Here is a 14,816-nt window from a genome sequence, read left to right as displayed (position 1 = left end):
GATTACTTTGGGTTACGGTGTTGCCTGTCGTCGGCCGCCGGGTGTGGTTATAATCGACCACTTTATGAGCAAGAAGCGCGTTATGCAGCTGGTTCGAGGCCTCCACAACCTGCGCCCCCAGCATCGGGGCTGTGTCGCCACTATTGGCAACTTTGACGGTGTTCACCGTGGCCACCAGGCTATCCTGGCGAGGCTGCGTGAGCGCGCTATCGAGTTGGGCGTGCCCAGCTGCGTGGTGATTTTCGAACCACAGCCGCGAGAGTTCTTCGCCCCGGACACGGCCCCGGCCCGTCTGGCCCGGCTGCGTGACAAACTGCAGCTGCTGGCCGACGAAGGTGTCGACCGGGTTCTGTGCCTGGCCTTCAACCACCGGCTGAGCAAGCTCAGTGCCAGTGAATTCGTCGATGCCATTCTGGTCGACGGTCTCGGCGTCCAGCACCTGGAGGTCGGTGACGACTTCCGGTTCGGCTGTGACCGGGTAGGGGATTTCGATTTCCTGCAGCAGGCTGGCATCGTTCAGGGCTTTACCGTTGAAGCGGCGCAAACCGTCGAGCTGGACGGCATTCGCGTCAGCAGCACGCAGGTCCGCAATGCCTTGGCCGCTGCCGATTTTGCCTTGGCCGAGCGGCTGCTCGGGCGTCCGTTCCAGATCACCGGGCGGGTCTTGCATGGCCAGAAGCTGGCGCGCCAACTGGGTACGCCCACCGCCAACATTCAACTCAAGCGTCGTCGCGTGCCCTTGACCGGGGTGTACCTGGTCAACGTCGACATCGACGGCAAGACCTGGCCCGGCGTCGCCAACATTGGCGTGCGGCCCACGGTACAAGGTGATGGCAAAGCCCACCTCGAAGTGCACCTTTTAGATTTTGCCGGCGATCTGTATGACCGGCGTTTGACGGTGGTTTTCCACCACAAGCTGCGTGAAGAGCAGCGTTTTGCCTCTCTGGAGGCGCTTAAGACGGCGATCAATGCGGATGTTGCCGCCGCCCGTGCCCTGTCGCACCTAGCGCCAATCGCTAATGAAGAGCCTTAAATGACCGACTATAAAGCCACGCTAAACCTTCCGGACACCGCCTTCCCAATGAAGGCCGGCCTGCCTCAGCGCGAACCGCAGATTCTGCAGCGCTGGGACAGCATTGGCCTGTACGGTAAGTTGCGCGAGATTGGCAAGGATCGTCCGAAGTTCGTACTTCATGATGGTCCTCCTTACGCCAACGGCACGATTCACATCGGTCATGCGCTGAACAAGATTCTCAAGGACATGATCATCCGCTCGAAAACCCTGTCGGGTTTCGACGCGCCTTATGTTCCGGGCTGGGATTGCCACGGTCTGCCGATCGAACACAAAGTCGAAGTGACCCACGGCAAAAACCTGGGCGCGGACAAGACCCGCGAACTGTGCCGCGCCTACGCCACCGAGCAGATCGAAGGCCAGAAATCCGAATTCATCCGTCTGGGCGTGTTGGGCGACTTCGCCAACCCGTACAAGACCATGGACTTCAAGAACGAGGCCGGTGAAATCCGCGCGCTCGCCGAAATCGTCAAGGGCGGTTTCGTGTTCAAGGGCCTGAAGCCCGTGAACTGGTGCTTTGACTGCGGTTCAGCCCTGGCTGAAGCGGAAGTCGAGTACGAAAACAAAAAGTCCTCGACCATCGACGTGGCCTTCCCGATTGCCGACGAAGCCAAGCTGGCTGCCGCTTTCGGTCTGGCGTCCCTGGCCAAACCTGCCTCGATCGTGATCTGGACCACCACCCCGTGGACCATCCCGGCCAACCAGGCGCTGAACGTTCACCCGGAATTCAACTACGCCCTGGTCGACGTCGGCGACAAACTGCTGGTGCTGGCTGAAGAACTGGTCGAGTCGTGCCTGGCCCGCTACAGCCTGGAAGGCTCGGTCATCGCGACCACCACCGGTAAAGAACTGGAACTGATCAACTTCCGTCACCCGTTCTACGATCGCCTGTCGCCGGTTTACCTGGCCGATTACGTTGAGCTGGGCGCTGGCACCGGCGTGGTTCACTCCGCCCCGGCCTATGGCGTGGACGACTTCGTGACCTGCAAGAAGTACGGCATGGTCAACGACGACATCCTCAACCCGGTACAGAGCAACGGCGTTTACATGACATCGCTGGAGTTCTTCGGCGGCCAGTTCATCTGGAAAGCCAACCCGGCCATCGTCGACAAACTGACCGAAGTCGGTGCGCTGCTGCACACCACCATCATCGAACACAGCTACATGCACTGCTGGCGTCACAAGACCCCGCTGATCTACCGCGCCACCGCGCAGTGGTTCATCGGCATGGATAAAGAGCCTGTCAGCGGCGACACCCTGCGCAAGCGCGCACTGAAAGCCATCGAAGAGACTCAGTTCGTCCCGGCCTGGGGCCAGGCACGTCTGCACTCGATGATCGCCAACCGTCCAGACTGGTGCATCTCCCGTCAGCGCAACTGGGGCGTGCCGATCCCGTTCTTCCTGAACAAGGAAAGCGGCGAGCTGCACCCGCGCACTGCCGAGCTGATGGAAGAAGTCGCCAAGCGTGTTGAAGTCGAAGGCATCGAAGCGTGGTTCAAGATGGACGCTGCCGAACTGCTGGGTGACGAGGCGCCGCTGTACGACAAGATCAGCGACACCTTGGACGTCTGGTTCGATTCGGGCACCACGCACTGGCACGTCCTGCGCGGTTCGCACCCGATGGGCCACGAGACCGGCCCGCGCGCCGACTTGTACCTGGAAGGTTCGGACCAACACCGTGGCTGGTTCCACTCGTCCTTGCTGACTGGTTGCGCCATCGACAACCATGCGCCGTACCGCGAGCTGCTGACCCACGGTTTCACCGTCGATGAGTCCGGTCGCAAGATGTCCAAGTCGCTGGGCAACGTGATCGCGCCGCAAAAGGTCAACGACACCCTGGGCGCCGACATCATGCGTCTGTGGGTCGCTTCCACCGATTACTCGGGTGAAATGGCGGTGTCCGAGCAGATTCTGCAACGCAGTGCGGACGCCTACCGGCGTATCCGTAACACCGCGCGCTTCCTGCTCTCCAACCTGACCGGGTTCAATCCGGCCACCGACATCCTGCCGGCCGAGGAAATGCTCGCCCTGGACCGTTGGGCCGTGGACCGCACCCTGCTGCTGCAACGCGAGTTGCAAGAGCACTACGGCGAATACCGCTTCTGGAACGTCTACTCCAAGATCCACAACTTCTGCGTGCAAGAGCTGGGTGGTTTCTACCTCGACATCATCAAGGACCGTCAGTACACCACTGGCGCCAACAGCAAGGCGCGCCGTTCGGCGCAAACCGCGCTGTACCACATCTCCGAAGCGCTGGTGCGCTGGATCGCGCCGATCCTCGCCTTCACCGCCGACGAGCTGTGGGAATACCTGCCGGGCGAGCGCAACGAATCGGTGATGCTCAACACCTGGTATGAAGGCCTGACCGAACTGCCGGACAACGTCGAACTGGGCCGTGCCTACTGGGAGCGGATCATGGCGGTGAAGGTCGCGGTCAACAAGGAAATGGAAATCCAGCGCGCGGCCAAGGCCGTCGGTGGCAACCTGCAAGCCGAGGTGACGCTGTTCGCCGAGGAGGCGCTGAGCGCCGACCTGGCCAAGCTGAGCAACGAACTGCGCTTCGTGCTGATCACCTCGACCGCCAGCGTGGCGCCTTTTGTTCAGGCACCTGCGGACGCGGTAGTCACCGAAGTCAGCGGCCTGAAGCTGAAAATCGTCAAGTCGGCCTTCGCCAAGTGCGCCCGTTGCTGGCACTGCCGTGAAGACGTCGGCGTGAACCCGGAGCATCCGGAAATCTGCGGTCGTTGCGTCGACAACATCAGCGGTGCGGGCGAGGTTCGTCATTATGCCTAACGCTGCTGGCCGTTTCGGACGGCTGAGCTGGCTCTGGTTGAGCTTGCTGGTCCTGGTCATCGACCAGGCCAGCAAGTTCTACTTCGAAGGCTCGTTGAAGATGTACCAGCAAATCGTGGTGATTCCCGATTATTTCAGCTGGACCCTGGCCTACAACACCGGCGCGGCATTCAGCTTCCTGGCCGACAGCTCCGGCTGGCAGCGCTGGTTGTTTGCCCTGATCGCCGTGGTGGTCAGTGCGGTGCTGGTGGTGTGGCTCAAGCGTCTGGGGCGCAACGAAACCTGGCTGGCCGTCGCTTTGGCGCTGGTGCTGGGCGGGGCGCTGGGCAATCTGTATGACCGCATCGCCCTGGGCCATGTGATCGACTTCATTCTGGTGCATTGGCAGAACCGCTGGTATTTCCCGGCGTTCAACTTTGCCGACAGCGCCATCAGCGTCGGCGCCGTTATGCTCGCGCTGGACATGTTCAAAAGTAAAAAGACCGGAGAAGCCGTTCATGACTGAACAGGTATTGGCTGAGCAACGCATCCGCCAGAACACGGAAGTCACTTTGCACTTTGCACTGCGCCTGGAGAACGGCGACACCGTCGACAGCACCTTCGACAAAGCCCCGGCGACCTTCCAGGTCGGCGATGGCAACCTGTTGCCAGGTTTCGAAGCAGCGCTGTTCGGCTTCAAGGCAGGCGACAAGCGCACGCTGACGATTCAGCCGGAAAACGCGTTTGGCCAGCCTAACCCGCAAAACGTGCAGATCATCCCGCGTTCGCAGTTCAAGGACATGGAACTGTCGCCGGGTTTGCTGGTGATCTTCAACGATGCGGCCAATACTGAGCTGCCTGGCGTGGTGAAGGAATTCGATGACGAGCAAGTGACCATCGACTTCAACCATCCGCTGGCCGGCAAGACATTGACCTTTGACGTAGAAATCATCAGCGTCAAATCGCTGTAACTGACCGAATGCGGTCCAATGTAGGGGCAGAGCTTGCTCGCGAAGGCGTCATCACATTCACCATCAATGTCGACTGACACACCGCTTTCGCGAGCAAGCTTCGCTGCTACAGGGATGTAATGTTCTAATTTCTTGCGCGCAAGACACGAGGCACAGCATGCAAATCAAACTCGCCAACCCCCGTGGCTTCTGCGCCGGCGTGGACCGGGCGATCGAAATCGTCAACCGCGCCCTGGAAGTCTTCGGGCCGCCTATCTATGTGCGCCACGAAGTGGTCCACAACAAATTCGTCGTCGAGGACCTGCGTGCTCGCGGGGCGATCTTCGTCGAAGAACTGGATCAGGTGCCGGACGATGTCATCGTGATCTTCAGTGCCCACGGGGTTTCCCAGGCTGTGCGTACCGAAGCCGCTGGCCGTGGCCTGAAAGTGTTCGACGCGACCTGCCCGCTGGTGACCAAGGTGCACATCGAAGTCGCGCGTTACAGCCGTGACGGCCGTGAATGCATTCTCATCGGCCACGCCGGTCACCCGGAAGTCGAAGGCACCATGGGCCAGTACGATGGCAGCAACGGTGGTGCCATCTATCTGGTTGAAGACGAGAAAGACGTCGCCGCGCTGCAGGTGGTCAATCCCGACAAACTGGCGTTCGTCACCCAGACCACACTGTCCATGGACGACACCAGCCGCGTGATCGATGCTCTGCGTGCACGCTTCCCGGCGATCGGTGGTCCGCGCAAGGACGACATCTGCTACGCCACGCAAAACCGTCAGGACGCCGTCAAACAACTGGCCGACGAATGTGACGTGGTCTTGGTGGTGGGCAGCCCGAACAGCTCCAACTCCAACCGCTTGCGTGAACTCGCCGAGCGCATGGCCACCCCGGCTTATCTGATCGACGGCGCCGAAGACCTGCAAAAAAGCTGGTTCGACGGTGTCGAGCGTATCGGCATCACCGCTGGCGCCTCCGCACCGGAAGTGTTGGTGCGTGGCGTGATCCAGCAGTTGCAGGCCTGGGGTGCTACCGGGGCCGATGAATTGGCGGGTCGCGAGGAGAACATCACGTTCTCCATGCCTAAAGAGTTGCGCGTGCGCTCCCTGCTTTAACTTTTTTTCCTCCCGGACATAGCGCCTGCTCAGCCTTATCGCTGCGCAGGCTGACGCGACCGGTCGCGGCCAGCACCACCTGAAGCTGGCTAACCGGTTCGCGGACTGTGCAAACGTGCAGCGTCCCCGCTTGAAACGCCCGGCCAGGCATCTGTGGCTCGCCGATACGGCTGAAACGGATGTATCGTCTGACCGGCCAATTGCCAACAATCGACACCCGAGCGCCACTCACGCGCTCAATCAGCAGCGGATTGCTGCTGTCCTCCGGCCCTTTGCCGCTGATATCCAGAATGATGCGCCAGCCCTGACCCCAGTCGTCGTTGATGCCATGAATGACGATGGTCTGATTTCGCGCGAGAGCTTCGCTTCTGGCGCTGCGAATACCACTGGCAAGAGACTTTGCCGCCGCCTCGCGATGATTCGATTCTGTAAGGGCCGCGAACGCCGGACTGACCAACAGCAGAACAATCCCGGCAATTGTCAGTCCCATGAGCAGTTCGATCAGGCTGAAACCTCGCTGATGCATGTCATCTCCCTCCGTGGAGTGCTGCGGCCCGCGCATTCCGTGCGCGAGTAATGGCAAATCAACCGCACGCCGGGCGGTCGAATGTTCTAGCGTGTAGAAGCAGGTATAGCCGACGGCAACGGAGGGCACCGATGGATCATCGTACAAAAGGTTTCACGCTGATCGAGCTGCTGGTCTCGCTCGCGGTCTTTTTGATCCTGATCACCCTGGCCGTACCGGCGTTCACCCGGTCGGTGCAAGGCACCAAGGCAGACACCGAAATCGGCGACCTGCAACGCGGACTCAATTTCGCACGACTCGAGGCCATCGATCGGGGCGTCTCCATTCGGGTTCGTCCGATCGCTGTTGGTGGCGCCTGGACCGGTGACTTGGCGGTATATGACAGTACGAACACCCCGGCCAATGTATTGCGGGTTGTTCCAGCACTGAGCAGCGGCGCGAGTCTGACGCTACCCTCAGGAGTGACCGCCATCGATTTCAACAATCTGGGTGGTTTGTCAGCGCCAGCCACACCCGTGGTGATCAGCTATGTATTGGGGGCGCAAACCAGGACGCTGAATGTGTGTTTGAACGGACGAATTCTATTGGGTGGAAGTTGCGGATGAGGGAACGGGGCAAACATGCACAGGAGGGCATGACGCTGATCGAAGTGCTGGTCGCGTTGGTGATTCTGACCGTGGGGCTGCTGGGCGCGGCGGCGATTCAGCTCAATGCGCTGAAATACACCGACAGCTCGCGGATGACCAGCCAGGCGAGTTTTATCGCCTACGACATGATGGACCGTATCCGCGCCAATTCCGGCGCCGACTACACTGTGACGCCTCCGACGTCGGGCAACCTGAACGTCGCCCGCGATCAGGACCTCTACGACTTCACCACCAATATCGTCAATTTCGGAGGTGCGACGGCCACTGGCACCGTTACGCTGAATCAGCGCGTGTACACCATCACCATCACCTGGGATGACTCGCGCGCCGCCAATATCGCCAACTCGCGCCGCAGCTTTGTCTTGACCAGTCGCGCCACGGTCGACCCGGTGGCAACCCCTTGAGGCGGTCCAGCAGAGGTTTCGGGCTGATCGAGTTGTTGATTGCCCTCGCGTTGAGTTTGATTGTGGTGCTGGGCGTGGCTCAGATCTTCATCGCCGCCAAGAACACCTACATCAGCCAGAACGCCGCCGCCGCCATGCAGGAAGATGCGCGTTTTGTGCTCAGCAAGATGATTCAGGAAATCCGCATGGTCGGCATGTTTGGCTGCCTGGGGACGATCACCGATTCAAGTACAGGGGGGAGCTTCGCTGCCAGTCAGATAACGCCGATCAGCTGGGATAATGCCAACCAGAAATTGACCCTGGTGGCCGCCGATGTGGGAGCGGGTGGCGGGGCGCCAGCCTGGACAGTGGTTTCCGACTGTCGAAATACGGCGACGGCGTATACGAATCCACCGGCGCTGACATCGGGGCAGTTGGCGTTTCCCATACGGCGGCTGATCTACAGCTTCAGCAATAACAAAATCATGATGGGCTCCGGTCCCGGCACGCCGGCCCAGTTCGTACTGGTCGATAACGTCAGTGCCTTCAGCGTGCTCTTCGGCCTCGCCAATTCGGCCACTGATGTAGCCGCTTCCAGCTACAGCGCCAACCCGTCCGACCCCGCGCGAATTCGCAGTGTGCGCCTGACGATGACTCTCTACGACCCGAACAGTCGGGTTAAAAATCAAACCTTCACCGTGGTTGCCGCCTTGCGCAACAGGTTGCCATGAGGGAGGCCTCCATGACGTTTCATGCCCAGCGGGGTATGGCGCTGCTGGTCAGCCTGGTGTTTCTGCTGTTGCTGACCTTGATCGGTCTTTCATCGATGCAGAACGCCACGCTGCAGGAAAAAATGGCCGGCAGCGTGACCTTGCGCAACCAGTCGTTCCAGGGCGCTGAAGCTGCATTACGTGTGGGAGAAAGTGCGGTGCAACTGGACAGCTATTCATTGCCGGTCTGCAGCCAGTGCGCGCCACCGTCGGACGCGTTGACGGTCACTGCCGCCGGCCCCGGTTCGACCCCCGGCGTGACCTGGATCGCCTCGGGCAAGGGCTTTTACGGGGTGCAGAATATCGGCACTACGGTCAACGCCGTGAATGTGCCGAGCAACACCTCGGCGACGCTTTACCGAGTGACCGCCGTCGGCATCGCGGGCAACTCGCGCAGCGTCGTGGAGAGTATTTATGCGAAGTACTGAAGGGCGCCGTGGCGTGTGGCAGCTGTTTTGCGGCGTTGTACTGGGGCTTTACCTGTCCGCACCGGCGTATGCCTTCACGCCGTCGGATTCACCGCTGTTGAGCGGCGCAGCCGTCCCTCCGAACGTCATGCTGCTGATCGATGACTCGGGGAGCATGAACAATATCATTTGGGCGTCGGGGTTCAATCCGGCGGCCAACTATGGGCAGATCGCGATTTGCAGTTCCAACACCTCCTGTTTAAGCGGTCAGAACCTGAACATGAGTGATACCAATATTTTGCTGTCGAGCCTCAATCGCGGCGGTTGCTCGACCAACGGCAACTGGTACGGTTTTTATCGCGGCTTTCTCGGTTTGACACCCATCTGCCTGAAGCTGCCGGATCCGGTGGGCAATGAAAATACGCGCTACACCGCCGACTACCTGGCTTATCTGCTGGGGTTGGCCAACGGTTCGAGCAAGGATTTCACCACGGGCGCCAGCGCGATTCCCAATGAATACCGGATCAGCGTGGCCCAGGATGTCTCCACAAGCCTGGTCTCCAGCAATCGCTCGCTGCGTATAGGTCTTGCGACGTTCAATCCGCCTACAACCAGCAACTCCGGTGGTGGTGGCTTTATCGCCCGATCGATCAGCGATCTCTCTGCGGTGAGCGGCAGCGTCACCCAATCCCAGGCGGATACCAACTACAACAACCTGATCTCTGCCATCAACGGCTTGAGTGCCGTGGCCAATACACCGCTGGCGGAAACCTACTATGAAATAAACCGTTATTTTCGAGGCCTGGCGCCGGTCTACAACTCGACACCGGCGACTTACAGCAGCCCGATCCAGTATCGCTGCCAGAAAAACTATGGCGTGGTGATCACCGATGGCTTGCCGACCTTTGACCGGACTTTTCCGGGCACCGACCCACTGGCGGGCGCTCGCCTTCCAAACTGGGATGGCGTGAATAACGATGGCGACAACCTCAATGGTGATGGTGAAGGCGACACGCTGTATCTGGACGACATCGCCAAGTTTGGCTTCGACATCGACATGCGTTCCACGGGAACCGATCTGGCAGGCAAAAGCTGGAACGCTGGGGATTTTCCCAAGCAGAACATCAACACCTATACCGTGGGCTTCACCGCCGCGAACCAAATGCTGTCGGATGCCGCCAACTACGGACAGGGCAAGTACTACCAGGCGACCGACAGCGCAGGACTCAGCAGTGCGCTGTCCTCGGCGCTGAGCGACATTACCTCCAAGGCCGGTTCCGGTGGCAGCGGCGTCACAAGCGGCACCACCCTGGCCAGCAATTCGAGTTACTTTCAGACCATTTATGACCCCAAGGACTGGCGCGGCACGATCAAGTCCTTTGGCTTCACCTCGGCGGGTATCGTAAATACCTCTGCGACACTCTGGACCACCGACACCACGATCGTCCCAGGTGCCACAGCGCCGACTTACCAGTCCTGGAACACCCTGACCAACGCCGCAGTCACCTTGGCGTATGCCAGTTTTTCCCCGGCACAACAGACCTCCCTCAGCCAAAGCCTGCCCACCGGCATTACCGGCAGCGATCTGGTGGAGTGGAGCAAGGGCACCAACAAAACCGGGCTCAAGGTGCGTAGCGTGCTGCTCGGCGACATCATCAATTCACCCCTCGTGCTGGCGTCACCCACGGACAAGACCGCCTCTGATCTGGTGGGGGACACCACTTACAGCACCTACCTGACCACCAAAGCCTCCACCATGAGTCCCAGCCTGGTGGTGAATGCCAACGACGGGTTTGTGAATGTCATCAACTCGGCCAATGGCACCCGGCGTTATGCCTACATGCCGTCCAGCGTGTTGCCATCACTGCGCTACATCGCCGACCCGACCTACATCAACGGTGTGAGCCACAAGTTTCTGGTCGACGGTCAGGTCGGGGTGTTCGATGCCCAGTTCAGCAGCGTCTGGAAAACCCTGGCCATTGGCGGAACCGGGGCTGGCGGCAGGACTTTTTATGCGTTGCAGCTGTTCGATGCGTCAGCGGGCAACGTGTTCAAGGCGCTGTGGGAAATCAGTGCGCCGGCCACGGCCAATACTGCGAACGCTTTCAATGATCTGGGTTATGCCTATGCACGGCCGGAAGTGGCACGCTTGGCCGACGGTCGCTGGGCCGCGTTCATTTCCAACGGCTATGGCAGTAACTCCGGGGTGGCGGCGTTGTACGTGGTGGACGTTCGTGACGGCTCGTTGATCAAGAAAATCGTGGTCGACAGCGCCGACACCAACAATGGCCTGTCGTCGGTGAAGCTCAGGGTCAACTCGCAGAATGTGGTGCAGGCCGCCTATGGTGGCGACCTGAAAGGGCGGTTATGGAAGTTCGATTTGAGCGCTACCGCCCCCGACTCCTGGGGCGTGGCATTCTCCGGCAAGCCGCTGTTTACCACGGCGGGCGGTGCCACTCAGCCCATTACTGTGCAGCCGTTACTGGCGGACAATTCATTGGGCGGCAAGGAAGTGTTTTTCGGCACCGGCAAATTCAACGAGACTGCCGACAAGACCAACAAGGATTTGCAGGCGTTCTACGCCGTGTGGGATGCGGAGGGCGGCGCGGGTCAGATCACCGTGTCCAGTTTGCAGGCACAAGCGGTGACCGGTGTGTTCTCGGGCAGCACCGGACAGTTCATCACCACCAGCCAAAACGACGTGACCTATCCGGGGGAGAAGGGCTGGTACTTGCCGCTGGTGTACAACAGCGTGTTGACGGGGGAGCGGGTGATCAATCAGGCCAGCCTGGTGCTGGGACGGATCGTCTTTACCACGGCGAGTGTGGACACCACTGACCCGTGTGCCAGCTTTGGTACCGGCAAACTGGTCGAACTGGATGCGTTCAGCGGTAAGATGCTCAATTATGCGGTGCTCGACACCAATAACGACGGGACGGTCGACAGCACGGACACGGTGTCCAGCGGAGTGATTTTTACCGGTGGCATCCCGACCCTGAACGCCATCGTCAACGGCGCGACCCGCAAGGTTGTGAACGACTCCAGTGGCGGCATCAGCACCCTGGTGGAAAAATCCGGCGGCGGCAGCCGTCGCATCATGTGGCGACAAATACAGTAAGTGAGAGTGAAGGAATGCGTAGATCCAACCGAGGTTTCACCCTGATCGAAATCATGATCGTGATTGCGATCATCGGGATCGTCATCACCATTGGTGCCCCGAGCCTCACCGAGTACGTGAAAAAGGGCCGCCGCACCGAAGTGGCCGGGCTGCTCTCCGAGCAGGCACAGATCCTTGAGCGGTTCTACTCGAAGAACAATGTCTATACCGCTGCCACCGGACTGAGCGCCGGCAACGATTTTTACACCATCACCCCGACCCTGACCGATCAAACCTTTTTGTTGACGGCAACGCGCAAGACCGGCGCTGCAATGGCGACTGACAAGTGCGGGGATTTCACCCTCACCAACACCGGCGTCAGAAGCATGGTCAATGCGACGTCCGGGTTGGCGACCAAAGATTGCTGGGGTCGCTGAGTTCCTTTTTCGGGCGACTTTTTTGCGCCCTCTGTCTATTTACCGGTTGGATCAGAACATGAGCAGGCAACAGCAAGTGGTGATTGTCGGCGGCGGCGTGATTGGGCTGCTGACGGCGTTCAATCTCGCATCCGAAGTGCAAAGTGTTGTGTTGCTGGATCGTTCGAGCGTGGGGCAGGAATCGTCATGGGCCGGTGGCGGGATTGTTTCCCCGCTCTATCCATGGCGCTACAGTCCGGCAGTCACCGCGTTGGCGCATTGGTCCCAGGATTTTTATCCGCAGCTCGGTGAGCGACTGTTCGCCGCAACCGGGGTTGATCCCGAAGTGCATACCACCGGCCTTTACTGGCTGGATCTGGATGACGAGGCCGAGGCGTTGGCCTGGGCCGAGCGGGAAAACCGTCCGTTGCGGGCTGTGGATATCTCGGCGGCACACGATGCCGTACCAGTGCTGGGCCCCGGGTTTTCCCGGGCGATCTATATGGCTGATGTGGCCAACGTGCGTAATCCACGGCTGGTAAAGTCCCTGAAGGCTGCATTGTTGGCGCTGCCGAACGTGACGATTCGTGAGCAGTGCGAAGTCAGCGGGTTTATTCGCGAAGGCGACAGGGTTGTCGGCGTGCAGACTTCGGTGGGCTCCATACACGGTGATCAGGTGGTCCTGACGGCTGGCGCCTGGAGTGGTGACTTGCTCAAGAGTCTGGACCTTGAGTTGCCGGTCGAGCCGGTCAAAGGGCAGATGATTCTTTACAAGTGCGCGGCGGACTTCCTGCCGAGCATGGTGCTGGCCAAGGGGCGTTATGCGATTCCCCGGCGCGATGGACACATTCTGATAGGCAGTACGCTGGAGCATGAAGGCTACGACAAGACGCCGACCGACTCGGCGCTGGAGAGTCTGAAGGCATCAGCGGTAGAGTTGATTCCTGCGCTGGCAGAGGCCGAAGTGGTGGGGCATTGGGCTGGATTGCGCCCGGGTTCGCCGGAGGGTATTCCCTACATTGGCCGAGTGCCGGGGTTCGATGGACTTTGGCTCAACTGCGGGCATTACCGTAACGGGCTGGTGCTGGCGCCGGCGTCGTGTCAGTTGTTTGCGGATGTGATGTTGGGCAGGGCGCCGATTATTGATCCTGCGCCGTATGCGCCGACCGGGCGGATCTGACAGCAAGATTCTTTATTGCCTGCCAGATCGCTTTCGCGGGCAAGCCTCGCTCCTACAGGTTTGAGTCGTTCAATACACTTGCGAACGACACACCCCCTGTAGGAGCGAGGCTTGCCCGCGAAGGAGCCCTCAATCCAGACCCAATTTCTTGAGCCGATATCGCATCGATCTGAATGAAAGATTCAACCGCTGAGCCGCCGCCGTGCGGTTCCAGCGGGTTTCCTCCAGTGCCTGGAGGATGAGTTTGCGTTCGACGTTTTCCAGATAATCTTCCAGGTTATCGATTTGCGTCAGGTCCGGCACGCCGCTCTCTGCCGTGCAGTTACCTTCGGCCAGTCGCAGGTCGCTGGCTTCAATCTGTTTGTCCTCACACAGGGTGTAAGCCCGCTCCAGCACGTTCTCCAGCTCCCGTACGTTGCCCGGAAAACGGTAACTTTTCAGCGCATCCAGGGCGAGTGGATGGAGTTTTGCGGCGGGTTGACCGCTGCCGGCCGCCAGGCGCTTGAGCACATGGCTGGCCAGCGGTTCGATGTCGTCGCGGCGCTCGCGCAAAGGGGGGACGCGCAGTTCGATCACGTTCAACCGGTAGTACAAATCCTGGCGAAAGCGTTCGGCGGTGACTTCGGCATCGAGGTCTTTGTGGGTGGCACAAAGGATGCGGACATCAACCACCATTTCTTGCTGACCGCCGACACTGCGAATGGCTTTCTCCTGAATGGCTCGGAGCAGTTTGACCTGCATCGCCAAGGGCAGATCGGCCACTTCGTCGAGAAACAGTGTGCCGCCGTGGGCGGCCTGGAACAGCCCTGGTTTGTCTTCGATGGCGCCGCTGAAACTGCCTTTGCGATGGCCGAAGAATTCACTCTCCATCAACTCTGACGGAATTGCCCCGCAATTGACCGGGACGAACGGTTGATTAGCCCGCGGGCCCTGCTCGTGGATCAGTCGGGCGACCAATTCCTTGCCACTGCCGGATTCGCCGCTGATGTACACCGGGGCCTGACTGCGTGCGAGTTTGTCGATTTGTTTGCGCAGGTTGCGCATGGGCAGTGAATCGCCCAGCAACCGGCGATCGATGGCGGTACTGGCGCCACCCGGTGCCGGCAAGCGCAGGGCGCTGGTGACCAGTTCGCGCAGGCGCGTCAGGTCAACCGGCTTGGTCAGGAAGTCGAAAGCCCCTGCCTTGAGGGCGTTGATCGCTGTTTCGAGGCTGCCGTAAGCGGTGATCATCGCCACCGGCACGTGTGGGTAACGTTGCTGGATGTACTGCACCAACTCAAGGCCGGTGCCGTCGGGCAGGCGCATGTCGGTCAGGCACAGGTCGAATGTCTCGCGCATCAACAAGGCTTGGGCTTCGCCAAGGTTGCGGGCACTGTAGGTATCGAGTTTCATCCGTCCCAGGGTGATTTCCAGTAGTTCGCGGATATCCGGTTCGTCGTCGACGATCAGGACTTTTGGCCGTGGGCTCAT

14 protein-coding genes are annotated in these 14,816 nt (G+C 60.0%); 12 read left to right on the top strand and 2 right to left on the bottom strand.

What is annotated here, in order from left to right:
- The first annotated feature begins 82 nt into the window (after nucleotides 1–82).
- The 5 genes from ribF to ispH all read left to right on the top strand — a co-directional run bounded on the left by ribF (nucleotide 83) and on the right by ispH (nucleotide 5,920).
- The gene (gene ribF, locus HP062_RS16005; protein WP_010467535.1) at nucleotides 83–1,033 is read left to right on the top strand and encodes a bifunctional riboflavin kinase/FAD synthetase; all 951 of its coding nucleotides are present in this window, start codon (nucleotides 83–85) and stop codon (nucleotides 1,031–1,033) included.
- The gene (ileS, locus tag HP062_RS16000) at nucleotides 1,034–3,865 is read left to right on the top strand and encodes an isoleucine--tRNA ligase (RefSeq protein ID WP_172791663.1); all 2,832 of its coding nucleotides are present in this window, start codon (nucleotides 1,034–1,036) and stop codon (nucleotides 3,863–3,865) included. It begins immediately after the preceding gene.
- Nucleotides 3,858–4,370, top strand: coding sequence for a signal peptidase II (lspA, locus tag HP062_RS15995; protein ID WP_010467537.1), 513 nt, complete (start codon nucleotides 3,858–3,860; stop codon nucleotides 4,368–4,370). The genes ileS and lspA overlap by 8 nt, the downstream gene beginning before the upstream one ends.
- A 7-nt stretch (nucleotides 4,371–4,377) precedes the next feature.
- Nucleotides 4,378–4,815 carry an FKBP-type peptidyl-prolyl cis-trans isomerase gene (gene fkpB, locus HP062_RS15990; protein ID WP_010467538.1) on the top strand — a complete coding sequence of 146 codons (438 nt, stop codon included), beginning with the start codon at nucleotides 4,378–4,380 and terminating at the stop codon, nucleotides 4,813–4,815.
- Between the two features lie 157 nt (nucleotides 4,816–4,972).
- Nucleotides 4,973–5,920 carry a 4-hydroxy-3-methylbut-2-enyl diphosphate reductase gene (ispH, locus tag HP062_RS15985; RefSeq protein WP_010467539.1) on the top strand — a complete coding sequence of 316 codons (948 nt, stop codon included), beginning with the start codon at nucleotides 4,973–4,975 and terminating at the stop codon, nucleotides 5,918–5,920.
- Here the strand turns inward: ispH and HP062_RS15980 are convergent.
- Nucleotides 5,889–6,446 carry a GspH/FimT family pseudopilin gene (locus HP062_RS15980; RefSeq protein ID WP_172791662.1) on the bottom strand — a complete coding sequence of 186 codons (558 nt, stop codon included), beginning with the start codon at nucleotides 6,444–6,446 and terminating at the stop codon, nucleotides 5,889–5,891. The two genes, ispH and HP062_RS15980, sit on opposite strands and share 32 nt — an antisense overlap.
- Before the next feature lie 131 nt (nucleotides 6,447–6,577).
- Here HP062_RS15980 and HP062_RS15975 point away from each other — a divergent pair, with 131 nt between their 5' ends.
- The 7 genes from HP062_RS15975 to thiO are packed head-to-tail and all read left to right on the top strand — an operon-like array spanning nucleotide 6,578 to nucleotide 13,346.
- A complete protein-coding gene (locus HP062_RS15975) occupies nucleotides 6,578–7,051 on the top strand; it encodes a GspH/FimT family pseudopilin (RefSeq protein ID WP_077749393.1) in 474 nt (157 codons plus the stop codon).
- Nucleotides 7,048–7,497 carry a type IV pilus modification protein PilV gene (pilV, locus tag HP062_RS15970; protein ID WP_042932547.1) on the top strand — a complete coding sequence of 150 codons (450 nt, stop codon included), beginning with the start codon at nucleotides 7,048–7,050 and terminating at the stop codon, nucleotides 7,495–7,497. The genes HP062_RS15975 and pilV overlap by 4 nt, the downstream gene beginning before the upstream one ends.
- Nucleotides 7,494–8,207 carry a PilW family protein gene (locus tag HP062_RS15965; RefSeq protein WP_077749391.1) on the top strand — a complete coding sequence of 238 codons (714 nt, stop codon included), beginning with the start codon at nucleotides 7,494–7,496 and terminating at the stop codon, nucleotides 8,205–8,207. Before pilV ends, HP062_RS15965 begins: the two co-directional genes overlap by 4 nt.
- Nucleotides 8,204–8,674 carry a PilX N-terminal domain-containing pilus assembly protein gene (locus HP062_RS15960; RefSeq protein ID WP_172791661.1) on the top strand — a complete coding sequence of 157 codons (471 nt, stop codon included), beginning with the start codon at nucleotides 8,204–8,206 and terminating at the stop codon, nucleotides 8,672–8,674. Before HP062_RS15965 ends, HP062_RS15960 begins: the two co-directional genes overlap by 4 nt.
- Nucleotides 8,661–11,771, top strand: a complete 3,111-nt coding sequence (locus HP062_RS15955; protein WP_172791660.1) for a pilus assembly protein — start codon at nucleotides 8,661–8,663, stop codon at nucleotides 11,769–11,771. The genes HP062_RS15960 and HP062_RS15955 overlap by 14 nt, the downstream gene beginning before the upstream one ends.
- A gap of 14 nt (nucleotides 11,772–11,785) precedes the next feature.
- Entirely contained in the window at nucleotides 11,786–12,187 is a 402-nt protein-coding gene (locus tag HP062_RS15950; RefSeq protein ID WP_077749389.1) for a type IV pilin protein, read from the top strand.
- A 58-nt stretch (nucleotides 12,188–12,245) separates the two neighbouring features.
- The gene (gene thiO / locus HP062_RS15945; RefSeq protein ID WP_172791659.1) at nucleotides 12,246–13,346 is read left to right on the top strand and encodes a glycine oxidase ThiO; all 1,101 of its coding nucleotides are present in this window, start codon (nucleotides 12,246–12,248) and stop codon (nucleotides 13,344–13,346) included.
- A gap of 129 nt (nucleotides 13,347–13,475) precedes the next feature.
- On the opposite strand, the gene HP062_RS15940 is transcribed toward thiO, so the two are convergent.
- On the bottom strand, nucleotides 13,476–14,816 hold the full coding sequence (locus HP062_RS15940) for a sigma-54 dependent transcriptional regulator (RefSeq protein ID WP_010467552.1): 1,341 nt from the start codon (nucleotides 14,814–14,816) through the stop codon (nucleotides 13,476–13,478).

Origin of the sequence: Pseudomonas sp. B14-6 (assembly GCF_013260315.1) — a bacterium.
Taxonomy (GTDB): Bacteria; Pseudomonadota; Gammaproteobacteria; order Pseudomonadales; family Pseudomonadaceae; genus Aquipseudomonas; species Aquipseudomonas mandelii.
Note: the sequence above shows the minus strand (reverse complement) of the source record. Positions and strands in the feature narration are given on the sequence as shown.

What these genes read in the sequence shown, in the direction of transcription:
- ribF (WP_010467535.1), top strand. Translation starts at nt 83, where the DNA reads ATGCAGCTGGTTCGAGGCCTCCACAACCTGCGCCCCCAGCATCGGGGC.
- ileS (WP_172791663.1), top strand. Translation starts at nt 1,034, where the DNA reads ATGACCGACTATAAAGCCACGCTAAACCTTCCGGACACCGCCTTCCCA.
- lspA (WP_010467537.1), top strand. Translation starts at nt 3,858, where the DNA reads ATGCCTAACGCTGCTGGCCGTTTCGGACGGCTGAGCTGGCTCTGGTTG.
- ispH (WP_010467539.1), top strand. Translation starts at nt 4,973, where the DNA reads ATGCAAATCAAACTCGCCAACCCCCGTGGCTTCTGCGCCGGCGTGGAC.
- HP062_RS15980 (WP_172791662.1), bottom strand. Translation starts at nt 6,446, where the DNA reads ATGCATCAGCGAGGTTTCAGCCTGATCGAACTGCTCATGGGACTGACA.
- HP062_RS15975 (WP_077749393.1), top strand. Translation starts at nt 6,578, where the DNA reads ATGGATCATCGTACAAAAGGTTTCACGCTGATCGAGCTGCTGGTCTCG.
- pilV (WP_042932547.1), top strand. Translation starts at nt 7,048, where the DNA reads ATGAGGGAACGGGGCAAACATGCACAGGAGGGCATGACGCTGATCGAA.
- HP062_RS15960 (WP_172791661.1), top strand. Translation starts at nt 8,204, where the DNA reads ATGAGGGAGGCCTCCATGACGTTTCATGCCCAGCGGGGTATGGCGCTG.
- HP062_RS15955 (WP_172791660.1), top strand. Translation starts at nt 8,661, where the DNA reads ATGCGAAGTACTGAAGGGCGCCGTGGCGTGTGGCAGCTGTTTTGCGGC.
- HP062_RS15950 (WP_077749389.1), top strand. Translation starts at nt 11,786, where the DNA reads ATGCGTAGATCCAACCGAGGTTTCACCCTGATCGAAATCATGATCGTG.
- thiO (WP_172791659.1), top strand. Translation starts at nt 12,246, where the DNA reads ATGAGCAGGCAACAGCAAGTGGTGATTGTCGGCGGCGGCGTGATTGGG.
- HP062_RS15940 (WP_010467552.1), bottom strand. Translation starts at nt 14,816, where the DNA reads ATGAGCCCACGGCCAAAAGTCCTGATCGTCGACGACGAACCGGATATC.